Below are 18294 nucleotides of genomic sequence, written 5' to 3' on the forward strand. Positions count from 1 at the left end.
GAGGAGGAGTTTATCAATGATCTTTTTTGCTTTCTTCATAAAGCTGCTCCTCCTTCTCGATTAGTTTATAATCATCTTTTGTATCTGGGTTCTCTTTAAATTCATCTTGTAGAGGCTGAGAAGCTTTTTTGAAAGAAGATTTATCTACGTTATGGAATTTCACACCCATGTCTTCTTTGGCTTTCTTTTTAGCCTCTTTCACTTCTTTATCCCAAATTACTTCATGTTTTTCAGTAGAATAAGCTGCTGCATCTTTCAACCATTTCTGCTGTTGTTTCGTTAAGTCATCATACGTATCTTTGTTCATAATCAAGATATCTGGAACAATTGCGTGTTCCGTATAATGATAATTTTTAGCAACTTCACCGTGGTTGTTTGTTGTGAGTGAAGTTTCATTATTCTCAGCTGCATCAATCACACCCGATTGTATCGCTGTATATACTTCACCGTAATCCATTGGTGTCGGTGTGCCGCCTAATGACTTAATTAAATCAACACTCGTTTTGCTTGGTTGAACTCTTATTTTCATACCTTCTAAATCACTATTATCTTCAATTTTTTATCTTTCGTGTATATATTACGCACGCCAGCGTCATAGTATGTGATCCCTAGAAACCCCTTATCTCCAGTGGATTTGAAAAACGCATCTTGTACTTCTTGTTTTTTCATAACATGACGATAATTCTCTTCTGATTCAAATAGATAAGGCATGTTAAACAATGAATATGTTGGAGAAAAGCTTTCCAATGCAGCCGATGACACTTTAGTCATTTGTATTGCATTGGTCTGCGTCATTTCAATTGCTTCACGTTCACTACCTAATTGACCATTCGGATAAATATTAACTTTAAGTTGACCATGAGATGTTTCTTCTAATCTTTCTTTAAAAATCTCAAGTGATTTATGAACCGGATGGCTCGTCGGTTGATTATGCGCTAACATAATTTCTTTTTGCTTCTCTTCCGCATTAACATAACTATGAGGAAGTGATAAAGCTAACATTCCCGCTATAAAGAATGCGCTTACAAATAGTGTTAAAAATTTTTTCATATATCTCTTATGCCCCTTTGTTTAAGGTTCTATCGACTAAGCCCACCGAAATGAGAGGATAAATTATGCACATCGCTTTCTTCTACACTTAATGCATCCTCGTTTGTCGTATGTTGTAAGACTGAACATTTCGTCGCAAAATCTATAGTCTCGTCTAATTGCCAATTACGAATCAGTCCATGTAAGACACCAGCCATAAATGCATCACCGGCTCCAATGCGATTCAATACCGTATATTGATAAGCTTGGCCTTCAATATAGCTTTGTTGCGATAACATAATACCTTGTAATGTACTTTGCTCAATATCTCTATTACTGGAAGCCATTAATGGTATCTCATATTGTGATTGAATCGTTTCAGCACATGTCTTCATATCATCTTCTTCAGAGTTTGTCTCAAGTAAATGCGTCGCATCCTTTTTACCAAAGAAAAGTACGTCAACAAGTGGCAGTATCGACTTGATTACTGGTACGGCTTCTTCTTTAGACCACAAGTTACTTCTGAAATTAATATCAAATATGATTTTAACGCCTTGTTGCTTTAATTTAGATAGTGCATCAACGATATGTTGTCGTACTGTTGTATTAACTGCCAATGTAATACCAGTCAATACAAAGTAATCACCACTTTGAATTGGTAAGTCATCGATGACGCTTGACCCATATTCTGCGAAAGTTGAATGTTCGCGATCATAGATGACTTTACCACTTCGGAAGTCAAAGCTCTCTTCCATATAATATGTGCCTATTCTACCGTCTTGTTGTTTCAAAAATGTTGTACCTACTTGTGTCTGATACAGCTTTTTCATAGCTAAATTGCCTAATGCATGTTGTGGTAATACCGTTAACATTTCAGTAGCGTGCCCAAATTGAGATAAGGTCACGAGCGCATTTAATTCTGCACCTCCAACATTAACACCAAAGGTATTGGCATCTTTCAGTTGTTTGTAATCAGGTGGAGTATAGCGTAGTAATACTTCTCCAAATCCAAATACCGTCATAGTTATACCTCTCTTTTTAGTTCAGAAATATATTGCACTAAAGCTTCTTGTCCTTGTTGTTGATAAATTTTTGTAATTTCACTGCCAATGCCTACTGCAAAACTACCTGCGTCTAACCATTCTTTTTGATTATCTTTACCCACGCCACCAGTTGGAATAATCTCAATTTGTGGTAATGGACCTTTGAAATCTTTGATAGATTTAGGTGAAAATTGTGTTGCTGGGAATAGTTTCAATACTTTACAACCATAGCGTAACGATTCAACCATTTCTTTAACCGTCATACATCCTGGAATATAAGGAACGTCATACAAGTTAGCGATTTTAGCTGTTTCCTTATCAAAAGATGGACTTACAATAAATTTAGCACCGTTTAAAATCGCTGTACGTGCTGATACACTATCAAGTACAGTACCTGCACCAATGAGCGCATCTTCTCTCTTAGATAATTCAGCAATAATTTCTATCGCGTTTGGTGTCGTTAACGTTACTTCGATAATATTAAGCCCTTGTTCTATAATTAGATTCGAAATATCTAAAAACGTCTCCGGGTTGTCTGTACGCATTACTGCAATGTGTTGACCTTCTTGAATATACTTCATCGTATCTCTTGAATTCATCTTTACATCTCCTTATAAATTTCATCTTTTGTGTTTGACTTCTAAAAATAACAACGTTGTTATTAAGATTCAAAAAAATATTCTAACGCTTATCTCTATGGTATAATTAATTCTAACTTAAATCAATCTATTTCAAGGAGAACTTTTATGGCTGTTACTTTAAAAGACGTTGCCGAAGCCTGTGGTGTCAGTTATTCCACGGTCAGTAAAGCATTAAAAAATTCCCAACTCGTTAAACCAAAAACAAAACAAATGATTCAACAAAAAGCGCTTGAAATGAATTACATACCTAATCATTCGGCCCGAGCACTCGTTTCTAAAAGAAGTGGCACGATTGGATTAATCTGGCCTTCCGTAGATCGTGTTGCCGTGACCCATCTCATTTCAGAAATTAATAGAGCCATTAAATCACTCGGTTATGTCATGTTTGTTTCAATCGATGACGTTGCGGCCGCTTCAAAGAAATTTGTTGAATTTGGCTGTGATGGTATCGTTATCTTTGACGAAGGTGACAATTCAAACTTACCGCCTGAAATTTATAATAACGTACCGGTAGTCGCATATGGTGTAGATAGAGATATTCCCTACCCGATTATCAATGTCAATCATGCAGAAGCGATGATTATGGCTATTAACGCCTTATTAGAACAAGGTATTCAAACGATTGATTACATAGGCGATATTAATACAAATGATGCCCGTCAAATCGCTAAAAAAGATGCGATTACTGATTACTGCAATGCACAAAACATTACCTATCGTATTATCGATTCTAATGGATTGAACGCGATAGAAGCAGAAGCATCCGTGAAGCAACATTTAAAAACCGACACGCTTTCTCCTGGCGTGATTTGCGGAAGTTACGATATTACTGTAGGGACGATTAATGCCATTGGACCTGAGAATCAACCAATGATTTACTCTTACGATAATATTCCACAAATTAAAAAATTAGATTATCCTGTCAATGCTATCGGTGTTCCTACATCTGAAATCGCTCAACAAATCGTGACTACGTTAGATAAAGTTATTAAAAATGAACCAACCGATGCAGCATATCATTTACATCCATCATTACAGAATAATATTTAATACATGCAAATTTCATTAAATTAACAAAGCGACCCTAGCTACATTGGACAGTGTAGTTAGGGTCGCTCTTGTTTGAGAGATATTTATCTAGAGGGTTATTACTTTTTAATATTACTTCAACTGAAGCATAAGCTTTCTTAAATATATGAAGGCATCTAGCAAGTGATTTTTATAATCTAGGAATGCCATTACCAAATTGCATGGTGCCTGTCTTGTTGTCTGTTATACAACATCGCGTACACCTATCACTTTATAATGCAATGACATGCTACTTGCTAAAATACCGTTAATATAACGCGCGCTTTATATATTGCTTGCAAGTCACGTGTTACAACACATCTTGTTTGTACAGAAAAAAGTTAACCAATATTTAGAGAGATAGGGGTTGTTTTCAGTTTTTTAATGGGAGAACTGATGAATTTTATTGGTTTTAACTATAATTTCTAAAACACGCGACTGTGCAAGCATTGGTTAACATACGATACATTTGTATCTATATTACAAATGCATCACGTATCTAATCCTACTTTCATCTCTGATTAGTACGTTATGATTACCATCTTTATAAAATTTGAGGACTCCCTTAGTTATCTTCTGCCGTTATGAGTCCTGAGTTGAATTATCATTTATTATAAAAGCTATCATATATTGATTGTACGTGGATATTCATACATATTGAAAACTCAACTTATAATCATTTTGCAATGATCAGTTAATCAGTACTCATAACCCTCTACAACTTCTATTATATTACGCCTTTATCTATGATTAAAATACATAGTTGGAATATTTGACATTCCTTAGTGGAATACTTTAACTTTAATGACACTTTTTTATTTCAAATCCTTTAAAAAATTAATCCATTCATGCGTAACGTGATTCATATAACTTTCTTTCTTCCATATAACACCTAAATTCCACGCTACATCAGCACCACTTATTTCAATGCCGACAACACCATCATTTAAGATATTGACGATACTTTCAGGTAATATACTCACGCCAATACCATCACGAATCATATTTTCTATAAAAGTAATTTGAGACATTTTAGCTACTGTTTTAGGATGAAATCCTACTTTTCTACAGCTTTCTATAATTTGATCTTTCAGGTAATAGTCATCATGAAACATAATAAAGCTCTCATCTTTCAAATCACCTAAATAGATAGATGATTGTTGGGCTAACTCAGAATTTTTATCAACGATAAGTAATAACTTCTCCTTATATAGAGGTACCGCATGATAGATATCCTCATCCACTGGTAAAGTTGTAATACCGACGTCAATTTCATCGTTGTTCAAATAAAATTCGACCGCTTTCCCGCCGCCTTCAATGACTTCATATGTCACATTAGGATACTGGGAATGAAACTGGTTTAAACTTTCCGTAAACAACCTGACATTCATAATTGCCGATATGCCGATGCGGATATGACCTCTTTCTAAATTCGTGACGTCGCCCATTTCTAATGATAAATCATCTAAGACTGCTAATGCTTCAACACACTTATCATAAAAAATCTGTCCTATATCCGTTAGAATAATATGTTTTTTTCTTCTATCAAACAAAGTAATATCAAATTCGTTTTCAATGCTTTTAATATTTTTACTAATTGTAGACTGTGCGATATATAAATGTTCTGAAGCTTGTGTCATTCCACCATTTCTCACAACTTCTACAAAATATTTCATTTGTTTTATTTCCATATTCTGCTCCTCTTAATAGCCCTATCATCATTTTATCAACTTAGCGTAATTGCGCAATTGCTTCTTCAGCAGCATCTGCGATCACTTTATCATCTGGCTGACCATCTTTGTCATCTTGTTTTGTATAAATTGCAAGAATGATTGGTTTTTTATGTTTATCTGGATAGATAAATGCCAAATCATTACGCGTAGCATATGTTAAGCCCTGACCACTTTTATCTCCAACGATATAGTTGTCTGGTACACCTGCTTTAATTAAACTATCGCCTGTTTCATTTTCAATCATAACTTGTTTCAGTAAATCTAAATTCCCGTCATTTATTTGGTCACTTGTTAAAATTGTATTTAATGTCTGTGCTGCAGCTCTAGGTGTTGTAGTATCGGCTGTACTATTTGGATCATAAAGATTTAACTCCGGTTCTAAGCGTTGTGGATTAGATATATTGTCACCCAATTGCTTCAACTCATGTTTAAAGCCTTTAACGCCACCAAGTTCTTCCATTATTTTATTATTAGCCGTATTATCACTTTGTAACATAGATGCTTTAATTAAATCTTTAAGTGTCATCTGTTTGCCTATGTAATTTTCAGTTACAGGTGAATATTCTACAATATCTGCTTCATTAATTGTTATTTTTTTATTTAAATCTTTTTCAGAATAATTATTTAATAACACACCGCTCGCGATGGATTTAAAAGTAGAAGCAAATGCAAAACGTTCATTCGCATTGTGTTGAACTTTTTTACCATTCTCAGTATTAATACCATATACCCCAACTGTTGTATTATTATCTTTTTCTATTTTATCAAATTCATTCGCTGATACCGTACCATTGCTCATCATGAAAAATAATGCACTAAACACTAAAACCCAAAAAAATTTTTTCATAACTATCCATCTCCCCTTAATTTAAATATACCCTTATGCTTATGCTAACTATAATTATTATATTACAAAAATACAATTATTTATAAATCCCTAAATTTTTGCTTCTACAATAAAAACCCCTCATTGTCATAATCACTAACAATGAGGAGTGAACGAGTCATACTTTATAATAACTGTAACTCATTATTCTGTATGGCTATTGGCTTATAGTCATTTCCATTAAATTATCTTTTGTATCAAAGAACGCTGTGTAGCTGCCTTCATTTGTTTTATATTTTACAAACGTGCCATCCTCGTTACCAAGTTTTCCTTCTTCAGTTATTTCATTAGAACTGTGTGCATCTTTAAACGTATCCTTTGAAACTGAATCTGGTTTAGTGAAGAAAGTTGTTTGAACAACTTCATCATCTTTATTAAATGATGCTGTTGTATCATAAGTTGTTTCGTTATATTCAACTTTAGAGCCTGCTTTTGGATCTACTTTATAGCCATCGATTGAGACATTATCATATTTTAACGCTCTTACAAAGTTGTAATCTTGTGTAAATGAAGCATCATATGTTGTATAACCTTCGTAGTTATACCATGGTGTTTCAGCTTTTAATTCTACACCACTCGCACTACTTTCAGTGTTGGCACCACTAGCGCCACCTTCACCGTGCCCCCATTTCTGTACTTGCTCTGACTGCGCTTTGACTTCTTGATTATTACTCGTGATATACGCTGCGGAAGAACCTACGACAAGTGTTGATACTATGACTGTGGAAGATAGTAACTTTACTACTTTATTCATAATAAATCACTCCTATTTTGTAGTTTCCCTTTTGGCAAGTGTAATTATTCACCTTCATCATACTCCAAATCATGTTAATTGCAAGGATTTTCTCTTTTATATATTAAAATTATTATCAGAATTAAATTAGATTTTTTAACTTAAGCAGTTGAAATTTTACCAGTATACGAATTAAACATGTATAGTGAATATATGATTATGAAATTAGAAAGGATGATTTTTTATGGTACATATCTTACAAGTCGATTTTCCTTTAGATGGTCCGTTTGGAGATGAAATGGCACGACAATTCGAGGATTTAGCAAAATCGATTAATGATGAACCAGGATTTTTATGGAAAATTTGGACCGAGAACGAAACAGCCAAAGAAGCAGGTGGTATTTACGCCTTCGACAGTAAAGCGCATGCTGAAAGTTACTTAAATATGCACAGCGAACGACTCAACGCTATGGGAGTGACGGAAATCAACGCCAAAATATTCACTATAAATGAAGGATTAACACAGATTACACACGGTCGTGTTGAGTAGATTTTTGACAATAGCGTATTAAAAATACCCCAGCAATAGCATCACATGAAAAGTGTGCGTATTGTTGGGGTATTTTGTGTGAATTTTAAAATTTCCTAGGTAATAACTTTAATACATCTTTGCCATTTCTTCTGTAAATGTTCGGTAAGTTATTTCATTCTTAGATAATCGTGCTACTAACATATACATTTGTTCACTCTTTGTATATTCTTTTTTATATAATAAATGATCTGCTTTCTTTTCATCTGGTAACGGGTCTTTAATGTTGTCACCTTGTGAAAATGCTGCATAATATCGCATACCGAATAAGCGCTGTGACTGGGCATCGATATGAATCTCATCAGGATTGGCTGTTAAACCTTGTGCCGTTACGTAAAAACAGTTATCTTTTGCTTCTGCTACAGTTTTAATCACTTCATTAATTTGAGTGTATTCTGATGCACTTTGACCAAACGCTGCTTGGCCTAAGAAGTCTCCTAGCAAGCCCATTACGAATGGCAGTTGAGGTGCATTAAGCGCTTGTCTAAAATGATCCACAACTTGATTTAACTTAATTTCGTAGTCAAGATGCTTACCTTCTAAACTATCACTTTCACCTTGATGCCATAATATACCGATAAGTTCACTGCTTTCCATCGCAAATTCAGCTTCAGAAATCGCATGTCGTGTTAACACTTGATCCTCTGCCCAATCATCAATCGTTGTACCACCATCTGCACACGGGATTAAGCCAATTGTTTCATCTGGATGATCATCTAACCACAATTTAGCAAACGATGCTGCGGGGCCTATACCTGCAACAGAACGATCACTATGTATCGGTTCGTCCATCATTTGCCATCTACCATTTTTCAATACTTGAATGCGCTCATCTAAGATTGGCTTCACGCTATCGATAAAGCCACGCCCGGCCATATTAGACTGCCCTATAAGTAAAATTGATTTCATATAAATTTCCCTTTCCGCTTTTGGAATGTATGTACTATTAATCATAAATATCATATCGTATGTATGTATTTGATTGAAGTAAAAAGGGGTTTTAGTATGTATAGACATAAAAATGACTACCAAATTAATGATAGTCACTTTTATTTTATTCGTTTTGTTGTTTCAATAATTTTTGATAAAAGTAATTGGCTACTACGATATCAACGATGGCTACGCCTACAGATTTGAAAATTGTAATTTCATCTTCAGATAGTCTGCCTTCTAATTTTGCAGAAACAATGTTCCCGAGTTCTCCGTATAAACCATCTGCTTTAAATACACCTTCTGCTACCGGGTTGATTAAGTCTCCTGTTTCTTCCATGACCGCTTCTACGGCTTCTACAACAACCTTGTCTGCATCTGCAATGGCTTGAGATGGTAATTCTTGCATATCTGGTTTAAAGGAACCGACAGCATTTAAGTGAACGCCTGGCGCTAAACGCTTATGAAATACTGGTTCTGATGCATTGGTAGCAGTTACAATGACATCCGCGTCTTCTATGGCGTCTTCTATGGCCTCGTCTACGTTATCAAACACTGCTAAATCTAGATTTGGATATACACTTTGTACTTCTTCAGCAAAGGTCACAGCTTTTTCATACGTGCGATTGTAAAACTGTATACGGTCAATCTGTCTTACTGCAAGGACTGCTTTAATAAGACCATCCGCTTGATCTCCTGTGCCTATGACACATAATGTTTTAGCATCTTCACGTGCAAGGTATTTCGTTGCCACACCTGATATCGCACCTGTACGTATCTTCGTTAAATAAGAGCCTTCGAGTACCGCTAGTGTTTCACCTGTTTCATAATTAGATAAAATAACAGATCCTACAATGGTTTTCTTACCGACTTTAGTATTATTTGGTGCCACGGTCACTGTCTTAAGTCCGACAATCTTCAATTCATCTGACAATGCCGGCATCACGAGATAACGGTTATCCTCGTTAAAAGGTAACGAATAGCGCAAAGGTGTATCAGTCTTGCCCTCTGAATATGCACGTAAAGATTCCGCTACTGCTTCAACAATTTCTGACATATCTAATAATTGTGCTTGTTCTTTTGCGCTTATAAAAAGCATAAAACACCTCTATTCCATATCATTTGTTTCAATAATGTCAGTTTTCTTTTCAAATTTATTCTCAAATAGTATTAAGAGTCCAAATAAAATGACGATTATCAATAATATAAGCAATGCCAAACTATTTTTTATAAATAAAAAGTCAAAAAAGATTGCTGCCATCAGTCCATAACCAATCATATCTTTAATGTATAAAATCCAATAGTCAGCTTTCACACTAATAAACGTGTTTATATTGTTATCTTGTGTTTGTATATCATATAAAGTCACTTTCAATCTACGAATTACAATAAAAATCAATATTAAAATCATAACTGCAGTGAGCATTTTATTATACAAACTATTTTCTAGTATTTCCGACATTGCAAGACAAGCAATGGTAAAAATAATAGATACCCAACTTGTATCATTTGCGTCTGGACCTTTCATCAGTAATTCACCCTCAAGTCATCAATATATTAAGTTATCTATAACGTAACATATTTTTATTGAAAATTATCACTGAATTAAGATTAAATATTTTTTATATTTTTTGTTTATTGAACAGTATAACCACCATCTATTAAAACAGCCTGCCCGGTGACACTTTTAGCGCTGTCGCTACACAAGAATAATGCATATTCTGCGATATCTTTAATATCTAATAAACGTTTTTGTGGAATCAACGGATATAATACGTCTTCTAACACTTGCTCTACCTCGACGCCTCTACCTTTAGCTAAATCTGCCATTTGATTACGTACGAGTGGGGTATCTATGTAGCCAGGACAAATCGCATTGACTGTAATGCCTTCCGACGCCGTTTCCAAAGCTGAGACTTTTGTTAAACCGATAATGCCATGTTTAGCGCTGTTATACGCTGCTTTTCCAGCAAAACCAATCACGCCATTAATTGAAGCCATATTTAAAATACGACCAAATTGTTGTTCTTTCATAATCGGCAATGCATATTTTGTACCAATAAAACTGCCAGTTAACATGATATCAATCATTTGTCTGAACTTGTCAGTTGGGAATGATTCGATACTTTCAACATGTTGTAAGCCTGCATTATTAAATAAAATGTCTAAACGACTATACTTTGCTACAGTTACATCTACCATATTCTTAACTGCTGCTTCGTCAGTGACATCTACTTGAACTGGCATGCAATCGTAACCTTGGTCTTTCAAATCATGTGTTTCCTGAGCTAATTTTTCATTGTTTAAATCAGCTAACACGACTTTAGCGCCATTTTCTAAAAATACTCTAGCAATCCCTAAACCGATGCCACTTGCTGCACCTGTAATAATGACTACTTTATCTTTGACCATTCTACCCACCTACTTCAAATGATTTTCAAATTGCGCTTCTGTATTGGCTTCAACTTCTTCCAAAGTAACACCATCTTGTAATTCAATAAGCTTCATCACTCCGTTTTCAAATTGAAATACTGCTAAATCTGTAATTAATGTATTGACGACGCCAGCACCAGTGAGTGGTAATTCACATTGTGCTTTAATCTTAGATTCACCATGTTTATTCACGTGATCCATGATTACGACGACCTTTTGTGCGCCGACGACTAAATCCATCGCCCCACCCATACCTTTGACTAATTTACCTGGAATCATGTAATTGGCTAAATCTCCTGTTTGTGAGACTTCCATGCCACCAAGGATTGCTAAGTCGATATGTCCGCCACGAATCATAGCGAAGGATTCCGCATTATCAAAATACGACGCACCTTTCGCAGCAGTTACTGTTTCTTTACCTGCATTGATTAAATCGGGATCCACTTCGGCGTCTGTTGGATAAGGTCCGATACCTAGCAATCCATTTTCAGATTGGAAAAAGACATTCTCTACGTGGTCATTGATTTCATTGGCCACAAGCGTAGGCATACCGATACCTAAATTAATTACCATATCGCTTTTAATCTCTTGTGCGGCACGTTGAATAATCTTCTTACGTTGTAATTGTTTATCCATGATTAGCCTCCTTTACAGTGCGTTTCTCAATGCGTTTTTCAAAATGCTTTCCTAAATAAATATAGTCGACGTAAACGCCTGACATATGTACTTCATCCGGATCAATTTCGCCAACTTCAACTAATTCTTCAACTTCAACGACAGTCGTTGTGGCAGCCATTGCACATAATGGATTGAAATTACGCGCAGTTTTTTCAAAAACTAAGTTACCAAAGGTATCTGCTTTCTGTGCTTTTACAATACCAAAATCACCCTTAATCGCACGTTCCATGACATACGTTTCACCATCAAATTCACGCGTTTCTTTACCTTCAGCGATTAACGTACCGACACCTGTTTTCGTATAAAAAGCAGGTATACCTGCACCACCTGAACGTAATTTCTCAGCTAATGTACCTTGTGGTGTTAATTCTACATCTAATTCACCATTAATTAATTGTTGTTCAAATATTTTATTTTCACCCACGTAGGAACTAATCATTTTATCAATTTGTTTTTTCTCTAATAAGCGGCCCAAACCAAAATCATCTACACCACAGTTATTACTTACTACTGTTAAAGCTTTCGTACCCTTCGTACGAATTGCTTCGATAGCATGTTCTGGTATGCCACATAACCCAAAGCCACCAGCTAGTACAGTCATGCCATCCTCTAATCCATCGAATGCTGTATGTATATCATTAATTACTTTCGACATAAATAAACCTCATTTCTATCTATTGTTTTAATACCTAGTACTAAAAACGATTATACTTGAAACTGCTAGTGAAGTCTTTTATTTATGTTTGCGGTTACATTTAAATTTATAGTTCAATTAGCAATAAAAAAATGAGTCTGAGACAACATACATGTTTCAGACTCATTTATTAAATTGGCAGTGGCTGATTGAATTGAAAATGCGCTTATATCAAGCTTTTAAAGAAATACTACTTCATTCATGAAGACAAGTAGTTCTTATGCAAGAACTTCAGCGCTTGTATTCCATTTTCTAGTCAGCTTTGTCAGGCTGGCTCATACGACGAAATGTTGTTGAAAAATAGATTGCTATCCTACTCTCATCTATCCTTACTATAATTGCTATGTTTTATTTATTTAATAACATCTTATTCAACAGCATTAACTGCTCTGGTATACTATTTCTAGAAACGTCTGGATGACTTTTAATATGCTCATCAACTCTATTGATTTTATTAATGTTATTTCCTTGAATCTTAGAAATCATAGAAAAATTAAATTCAACATTTTCAGAACCAATTATATGTTTTTCTTTTGTACTCTGTTTTGATAAATTATTGTTAATATCTTCGCTAATATCTTCTTTCCTTAATCCCTTTAAGAAGTGATCGTCTTTAACGTTATATTCGCCCAAGCTTATAATTGGGTCTATCGCTAAACATTTCAAATCTAATTTAGCACCATAATATAACGAACCTGTACCGCCTTTTGACGCCCCATATAATACGATATCATCTTCTTCAATACCTAATTCATCTTTTACGCGGTGAATTGCATTTGAAATATCCGTTTCCAAATCGTGATTATTAGTACTATTTATATAATGAGAACCATGTGAACAATTTAAATCCATAATTCTCATAGTATGAACATTCTTCACCAAACTTCTTTCTATACCGTTAAAGAATTTCGGAAACATTCTGTCCGTCATTAAATAATTATCATAGACATCTGCTGCTGGCATACATGTGAAAATAACAAGTAATTTTTTATTATCTTCGCTCTTATTATCTTTTTTATCTTTGGGTTCATCTAGTGTGTAAAAACTACTACCTTGTTGCATTAAATCATTTCTTCTCCATAATTCCTTTACATAACTTCTCTTGTATAATTTAGAAACACCTTCAGTGTGAAAATACAAAATATAATCATTCGCCAATAAATCTTTATATAGATGATAAGCGTCTTCATTTTTTCTAGCTAATTCAATGATATTTTTCTCGGAATTTAAAATAACTTCAACAACTTTAGTGTTTAAAATTTCATATTCATCATCTAAATACATTCTTTGAATTGTTCTATGACCTTCTTTTAATATTGCATCTTTTCCTTTATGGTTTTCCACATTTTTAATTAGTTTATTTAAAAATGCATTATAAAATTTATCTTCATAATGTAAGTAATATGGCCCCCACAAATGGTCTTTATTGAGGAAATATTGTTGTTCTGTCATATCTAACTCAGAGACCTTATAGTTATTAATAATATAATTATCTAAGCTATCCCACACTTTATTCATCTCACTAAATGCTTGTAGCGCTATTCCTTTTTCTTCTCTCATTTTTGTTAATGAAGTACCATCTGTAAACACGTCAGAGAATCTAGCTTTCACTAATATGATTTCACAGTTAGGTACTTCTGTCTTCATGAAGTCAAAGAATTTAGCCACCGCTTCTTTCCAAATATTAATATATGCTTTGTAGTTCTCAATTATATTGATATGCTCTAGATTTTTAAATTGTGGTAAATCTTTAAAGTTTGGGTTAGCAGTTATATATTGATTATCTTCTATTTTTAGTAATCCAAACTTAACATCGGGATCTAAATCCATTAATAAATAATCTGGTTCTTTTTCTTTTAATATAGATAAGAACTCTTTACTGTACTCCTTATATAATAAACTTTGCACATAGGGTGATTTATCTAAAAATGCTTTATTTACATTAAGCTCTAACTCATTAGACATTAAACTCGGTAACGTAGTCTGATTTTGGTGCGCTATTACATCAAAGTAGCTTTTATAATTAGGGTTGAACTTTGTATTAAAGTTATCTCTTGTAATACATGAACCAATAGTTGCTATTTTCACAGTCATTTTATCACTTACTTTCGTTATATAGTATGTAATAAACCAGCCTGATATAAATACCAGACCGATTCTTGATAAATAATATCGAATCATTCTATTCTTTAAGCATCGTTATTTAAATAGTGAATTCTAGTTTTCACTTGGACTATTTGTACTATTTTCATTATCAATAGAGTCACTAAATACTTCAGACAATATATTTTGCCCACTACCTACCTTATCGTTTGTCATTAAGCGATCAATCAAATTTGTATAATCTATGTGGTCAATACTTTTAATTTGAAGTGCTAATTTATATTCGTCTAACGATGCAATTGGGAAATTTCCTAATTCAAAAATATCGAAATAAAAACCAATATCTTTTTGGTATATTTCTGCATCTTCTTGTAAAAGTAATATAGGTTTATTTAAATGTGCAAAGTCGAAAATTGTTGAAGAATAGTCTGTTATCATAGACTCACATAGTATATAAAGCTCTTGTATATCTACAAATTCATTATAAAAACAGTGAATTCTAGCATCTAAATTATTATATTTACTTCTCAACATCCCTTCATTAGGATGGAGTTTAATGATAATTTCATATTCTTCAGGCAAGTGACTTAGTAATTTTTTTAAATCAATACTTGTCAGATGCTCTCTTTTATCTTTTCTCCAAGTAGGACAAAATAAGACATATTTTTTATCGTCATTAACTGTAAATAAATATTTTCTTTGTAATCTCTTTCTTTCTTCATAATTATTATTTTCAATTAAATATTCATTTCTAGGTGCACCTTGTTGTAAAATATTTAAATTTGGATTTTCTTCCAACGGAAATGCAGATTTCAGAAGCATTGTATTAGTATTTGAAGAAGTAATTAAGTAGTCCCATTTCATCATACGAGGTCTAAATTGCATTAATTGCGTTGTCTTTTCAATGTCATCACTTAAATCTTTGACCATTTTTTTCAACGGAAAACCATGCCATGTTTGAATAAACACTTGGTCATTATGCTTATACACTTTATCCCATGAATTACCGTTCATAAAAATATACTTAGAATTTCTGAATTTTTCAATATAATTTTGAGTGCCAAATCGTACTGGTGTGAAACCACAATTTCTAATTTCAATATCTACTAATGAGTTAGAAGAACTCACAAAAATTTCTTTATCGTTATAATATTTCTGAATACTTAAAGCAATATATTTAGGGTCACCGCTAAAATTATTACCATGAAATGACTCAATAAACACCTTGTTCTCTTGAGGTTTAATGTTATCTAATAATTTCTTACTTAGATTTTCTTTTCTTTTTTTATAATAATTTTTAAATCTTCTGAAGAAAAATTCATTTTTAAAGATTCTACTTAAAAACGGCTTTTCTTTTAACTTTTTATATAATACTTTACCGCTATTCAGTTTCTCTATTTTATTTTTAGATTTAAAAGTATATTTGCCCTTATATTTTTTAATATCTAATGAATGACCTTTTGCCGCTTGGTTAAAATTAGCTATATATTTTTCACTATATTCACTATCAATAAATTCTTTATTTAAATTATCAAAATCAATATCTCTTTCTTGTTGCGTATATTTACTATCAATTAATGATATTAATTTTTCACTATCATCTATAATATTTTTTTCTAAAAATCGAACTGCATAGTATTTTGAATAAACATCTTTTAAGACATTATCATTACCAGGATAAACTAATGCTCTATTCCCATGAGCAATTGTTTCTAAAATAGAATAACCTAATGTTTCATAAGGAGATGAAGATATATAAATATAGTTAAACGGTTCTTTCTCATTAATATGAACATTGCTTTGTAAATTGTAATACTTCACAAGATTTTTATATAAAATCTCTGACGGACCGTAACCTATAATATAGAGTTGTATATCATTTCGTTTTGAATTTTTAACGATATAATTCATTAGCTTAATCACATATGATATATCTTTAATACTATCTTCAAATCTAGCTTTAATTAAGAAATTTCTTTTAGTATTGATCGGTTTTTCCTTAATATCTATGTGTTCTGCATTAACATACTGAGAGAATACCGACTCATAATTATATTTATTGATAAATTTGTTCTTTATCCCTTCGGTACTAACTCTAATACTATCAATGACATCTAAAGATAAATCTAAAGTTTCATCTATATACTCTAACGGACCATGTATTTCTCCAATAATTTTAATGTCCTGATTTTTATTTTTAACGTCTTTAGCACAAATGAATAATTCTTCTCTCGTAATAATCAACATATCTCCATCTGATATTTCATCTAAATTACCAAATTTCAATATATTTAAATTCGTATTATCAATGTTTTCATGGATAATTAAACGCGTTATTTCATCATCTTTAAAATCTAATTTATTGAAATAATTTATATGATGGCCATTATTTAAAAATGACTTTATCAAGTTTATGTTACTTCTTGATGTTCCTCCTTTGGCAAAAATATTATGCCCTAAAATATTAATATTCATTCTCTCACCTTTCATTCACTCAGTATTCCCCACTTGTTCAACTGTAATTCAAGTCGTTATTTTCCCTTGCCGCTCATATAAAAACTAGGACCATTATACTTCACTAAAATATTTAAATCTATACTACTTAAATAATAATCAGATTAAGTTATTATTACATATAAATACAAAATTCATTTTATTAAATATAAATACTTAGCAAGCACAAAATCAAAGTATTTCGTCATTATATTCTTATTAATATAATGTGTTTTTGCACAACAAAAAAGAGCGTAATAAATCACGCTCTTCATTGAAATTACCCATTAACTATTTTTATTTTAAATTGTCTTTGTAATCTTTTAATATTTTTTCATTATCACCTGGATAGAAATAATAAAGCCCATCATCACCCATTGTATTTTCACCTTTTAATGTATGACGATTTACAGTCTCTTGTGCTGATTGATAATCAGATCTAATATCATTAAGTTCAGTTAAACTTAAATCTGTCATAATATTATCTTCTACTGCATCAAATATAGTGTTAATTTTAGGTATAGAACTTGGTTTAAGTGATTTTTGGGCAACCGCTTCTATTACCAGTTGTTGACGTGCTTGTCTTCCCTCGTCACCACCTGCACCTGCTTCTTTTCTACTTTTCATAAAGGCTAAAGCCTCTTTCCCATCCATATGGTATTTTTCACCTTGTTCAAAATTATAATTACTTTTTGTAAAATCACCATTACTAACGACATCTACACCATTAATTTCATCGATAAGAGTAGAAACACCATCCATATCGATTGAAGCGTAATGGTCAATAGGTACGTCCATCAATTTTTCTACTGATTTCACTGCCATATCTGGACCACCATAAGCATATGCATGGTTAATTTTTTCTTCTGTATCTTTTCCAACAATTTCAGCATGCGTATCTCTAGGTACACTAATCATTTCTGTTTTTTTGTCTTTCGGATTTATAGATAGTAACACAATAGAATCTGATCTTTGTCCACCATTCTGTTGCTTCCTATCTTCATTATCATCAATACCAAAGAGTACAATTGAAATTGGATCGCCTTTCTCTCTCGGCTTATCTCTTAGTTCTGAATGTTCTCTATCTAGCGGATTATTGATAGAGCTATTTAAAACAGTTAGTTTATAAAATATAAATGCTGCTGTAAAAATTATAACTAAAGCTAGAAAAATTAATACTGCAATAACAATTTTAAAGGTTAAAGACTTTTTCTTTTTTCTCTTTCTCTTCATAACACACT

General features: G+C 32.8%; 16 protein-coding genes and 1 pseudogene. 2 read left to right on the plus strand and 15 right to left on the minus strand.

Annotation, left to right across the window (positions count from 1 at the left end; all coding sequences use genetic code 11):
* Positions 1 to 13: 13 nt before the first annotated feature.
* From AOB58_RS14060 to eda, 3 genes and pseudogenes are all read right to left on the minus strand, one after another.
* Positions 14 to 1050, minus strand: a pseudogene (locus AOB58_RS14060) (TRAP transporter substrate-binding protein).
* Positions 1051 to 1079: 29 nt separating this feature from the next.
* Entirely contained in the window at positions 1080 to 2051 is a 972-nt protein-coding gene (locus tag AOB58_RS07165; RefSeq protein ID WP_064783175.1) for a sugar kinase, read from the minus strand.
* A gap of 2 nt (positions 2052 to 2053) precedes the next feature.
* Entirely contained in the window at positions 2054 to 2671 is a 618-nt protein-coding gene (eda, locus tag AOB58_RS07170; protein ID WP_064783176.1) for a bifunctional 4-hydroxy-2-oxoglutarate aldolase/2-dehydro-3-deoxy-phosphogluconate aldolase, read from the minus strand.
* 147 nt (positions 2672 to 2818) lie between these two features.
* On the opposite strand from eda, the gene AOB58_RS07175 reads away from it, so the two are divergent.
* Positions 2819 to 3763: a LacI family DNA-binding transcriptional regulator gene (locus tag AOB58_RS07175; protein ID WP_002508529.1), complete on the plus strand. Its 945-nt coding sequence runs from the start codon at positions 2819 to 2821 to the stop codon at positions 3761 to 3763.
* Between the two features lie 833 nt (positions 3764 to 4596).
* Here AOB58_RS07175 and cidR read toward each other — a convergent pair.
* The 3 genes from cidR to isaB all read right to left on the minus strand — a co-directional run bounded on the left by cidR (position 4597) and on the right by isaB (position 7154).
* Positions 4597 to 5472, minus strand: a complete 876-nt coding sequence (cidR, locus tag AOB58_RS07180; protein ID WP_002508530.1) for a cidABC operon transcriptional activator CidR — start codon at positions 5470 to 5472, stop codon at positions 4597 to 4599.
* Between the two features lie 40 nt (positions 5473 to 5512).
* Positions 5513 to 6361, minus strand: coding sequence for a class A beta-lactamase (gene bla / locus AOB58_RS07185; RefSeq protein WP_064783177.1), 849 nt, complete (start codon positions 6359 to 6361; stop codon positions 5513 to 5515).
* Between the two features lie 196 nt (positions 6362 to 6557).
* Positions 6558 to 7154: an immunodominant staphylococcal antigen IsaB family protein gene (gene isaB / locus AOB58_RS07190; protein WP_064783178.1), complete on the minus strand. Its 597-nt coding sequence runs from the start codon at positions 7152 to 7154 to the stop codon at positions 6558 to 6560.
* Positions 7155 to 7377: 223 nt separating this feature from the next.
* On the opposite strand from isaB, the gene AOB58_RS07195 reads away from it, so the two are divergent.
* On the plus strand, positions 7378 to 7683 hold the full coding sequence (locus tag AOB58_RS07195) for a monooxygenase (protein ID WP_064783179.1): 306 nt from the start codon (positions 7378 to 7380) through the stop codon (positions 7681 to 7683).
* Between the two features lie 108 nt (positions 7684 to 7791).
* On the opposite strand, the gene AOB58_RS07200 is transcribed toward AOB58_RS07195, so the two are convergent.
* The 9 genes from AOB58_RS07200 to AOB58_RS07240 all read right to left on the minus strand — a co-directional run bounded on the left by AOB58_RS07200 (position 7792) and on the right by AOB58_RS07240 (position 18286).
* Complete coding sequence (locus AOB58_RS07200) at positions 7792 to 8631, minus strand: sialate O-acetylesterase (protein ID WP_064783180.1); 840 nt, start codon at positions 8629 to 8631, stop codon at positions 7792 to 7794.
* Between the two features lie 145 nt (positions 8632 to 8776).
* Positions 8777 to 9751 (minus strand): ornithine cyclodeaminase family protein, encoded by a 975-nt coding sequence (locus AOB58_RS07205; RefSeq protein ID WP_064783181.1) that lies wholly within the window; start codon positions 9749 to 9751, stop codon positions 8777 to 8779.
* A 9-nt stretch (positions 9752 to 9760) separates the two neighbouring features.
* Positions 9761 to 10180 (minus strand): hypothetical protein, encoded by a 420-nt coding sequence (locus tag AOB58_RS07210; protein ID WP_021339691.1) that lies wholly within the window; start codon positions 10178 to 10180, stop codon positions 9761 to 9763.
* Between the two features lie 107 nt (positions 10181 to 10287).
* Entirely contained in the window at positions 10288 to 11064 is a 777-nt protein-coding gene (locus AOB58_RS07215) for a 3-hydroxybutyrate dehydrogenase (protein WP_064783182.1), read from the minus strand.
* Between the two features lie 9 nt (positions 11065 to 11073).
* A complete protein-coding gene (locus AOB58_RS07220; protein WP_064783183.1) occupies positions 11074 to 11721 on the minus strand; it encodes a 3-oxoacid CoA-transferase subunit B in 648 nt (215 codons plus the stop codon).
* A complete protein-coding gene (locus AOB58_RS07225) occupies positions 11714 to 12418 on the minus strand; it encodes a CoA transferase subunit A (protein WP_064783184.1) in 705 nt (234 codons plus the stop codon). The genes AOB58_RS07220 and AOB58_RS07225 overlap by 8 nt, the downstream gene beginning before the upstream one ends.
* 387 nt (positions 12419 to 12805) lie before the next feature.
* Entirely contained in the window at positions 12806 to 14638 is a 1833-nt protein-coding gene (locus tag AOB58_RS13465; protein WP_107510824.1) for an accessory Sec system protein Asp2, read from the minus strand.
* 36 nt (positions 14639 to 14674) lie between these two features.
* Positions 14675 to 17035: a CDP-glycerol glycerophosphotransferase family protein gene (locus AOB58_RS07235; RefSeq protein WP_064783586.1), complete on the minus strand. Its 2361-nt coding sequence runs from the start codon at positions 17033 to 17035 to the stop codon at positions 14675 to 14677.
* Positions 17036 to 17350: 315 nt separating this feature from the next.
* Positions 17351 to 18286 carry an LCP family protein gene (locus AOB58_RS07240; protein ID WP_064783185.1) on the minus strand — a complete coding sequence of 312 codons (936 nt, stop codon included), beginning with the start codon at positions 18284 to 18286 and terminating at the stop codon, positions 17351 to 17353.
* Between the last annotated feature and the right edge of the window lie 8 nt (positions 18287 to 18294).

The organism is Staphylococcus sp. AntiMn-1, from assembly GCF_001663395.1.
Taxonomy (GTDB): Bacteria; Bacillota; Bacilli; order Staphylococcales; family Staphylococcaceae; genus Staphylococcus; species Staphylococcus equorum.

Bases quoted from the DNA above. Each gene is read 5' to 3' on its own strand.
- AOB58_RS13465 (WP_107510824.1), bottom strand. From the start codon at position 14,638: ATGATTCGATATTATTTATCAAGAATCGGTCTGGTATTTATATCAGGC.
- AOB58_RS07195 (WP_064783179.1), top strand. From the start codon at position 7,378: ATGGTACATATCTTACAAGTCGATTTTCCTTTAGATGGTCCGTTTGGA.
- AOB58_RS07220 (WP_064783183.1), bottom strand. From the start codon at position 11,721: ATGGATAAACAATTACAACGTAAGAAGATTATTCAACGTGCCGCACAA.
- isaB (WP_064783178.1), bottom strand. From the start codon at position 7,154: ATGAATAAAGTAGTAAAGTTACTATCTTCCACAGTCATAGTATCAACA.
- AOB58_RS07175 (WP_002508529.1), top strand. From the start codon at position 2,819: ATGGCTGTTACTTTAAAAGACGTTGCCGAAGCCTGTGGTGTCAGTTAT.
- AOB58_RS07235 (WP_064783586.1), bottom strand. From the start codon at position 17,035: ATGAATATTAATATTTTAGGGCATAATATTTTTGCCAAAGGAGGAACA.
- bla (WP_064783177.1), bottom strand. From the start codon at position 6,361: ATGAAAAAATTTTTTTGGGTTTTAGTGTTTAGTGCATTATTTTTCATG.
- AOB58_RS07215 (WP_064783182.1), bottom strand. From the start codon at position 11,064: ATGGTCAAAGATAAAGTAGTCATTATTACAGGTGCAGCAAGTGGCATC.
- cidR (WP_002508530.1), bottom strand. From the start codon at position 5,472: ATGGAAATAAAACAAATGAAATATTTTGTAGAAGTTGTGAGAAATGGT.
- eda (WP_064783176.1), bottom strand. From the start codon at position 2,671: ATGAATTCAAGAGATACGATGAAGTATATTCAAGAAGGTCAACACATT.
- AOB58_RS07165 (WP_064783175.1), bottom strand. From the start codon at position 2,051: ATGACGGTATTTGGATTTGGAGAAGTATTACTACGCTATACTCCACCT.
- AOB58_RS07205 (WP_064783181.1), bottom strand. From the start codon at position 9,751: ATGCTTTTTATAAGCGCAAAAGAACAAGCACAATTATTAGATATGTCA.
- AOB58_RS07240 (WP_064783185.1), bottom strand. From the start codon at position 18,286: ATGAAGAGAAAGAGAAAAAAGAAAAAGTCTTTAACCTTTAAAATTGTT.
- AOB58_RS07225 (WP_064783184.1), bottom strand. From the start codon at position 12,418: ATGTCGAAAGTAATTAATGATATACATACAGCATTCGATGGATTAGAG.
- AOB58_RS07210 (WP_021339691.1), bottom strand. From the start codon at position 10,180: ATGAAAGGTCCAGACGCAAATGATACAAGTTGGGTATCTATTATTTTT.
- AOB58_RS07200 (WP_064783180.1), bottom strand. From the start codon at position 8,631: ATGAAATCAATTTTACTTATAGGGCAGTCTAATATGGCCGGGCGTGGC.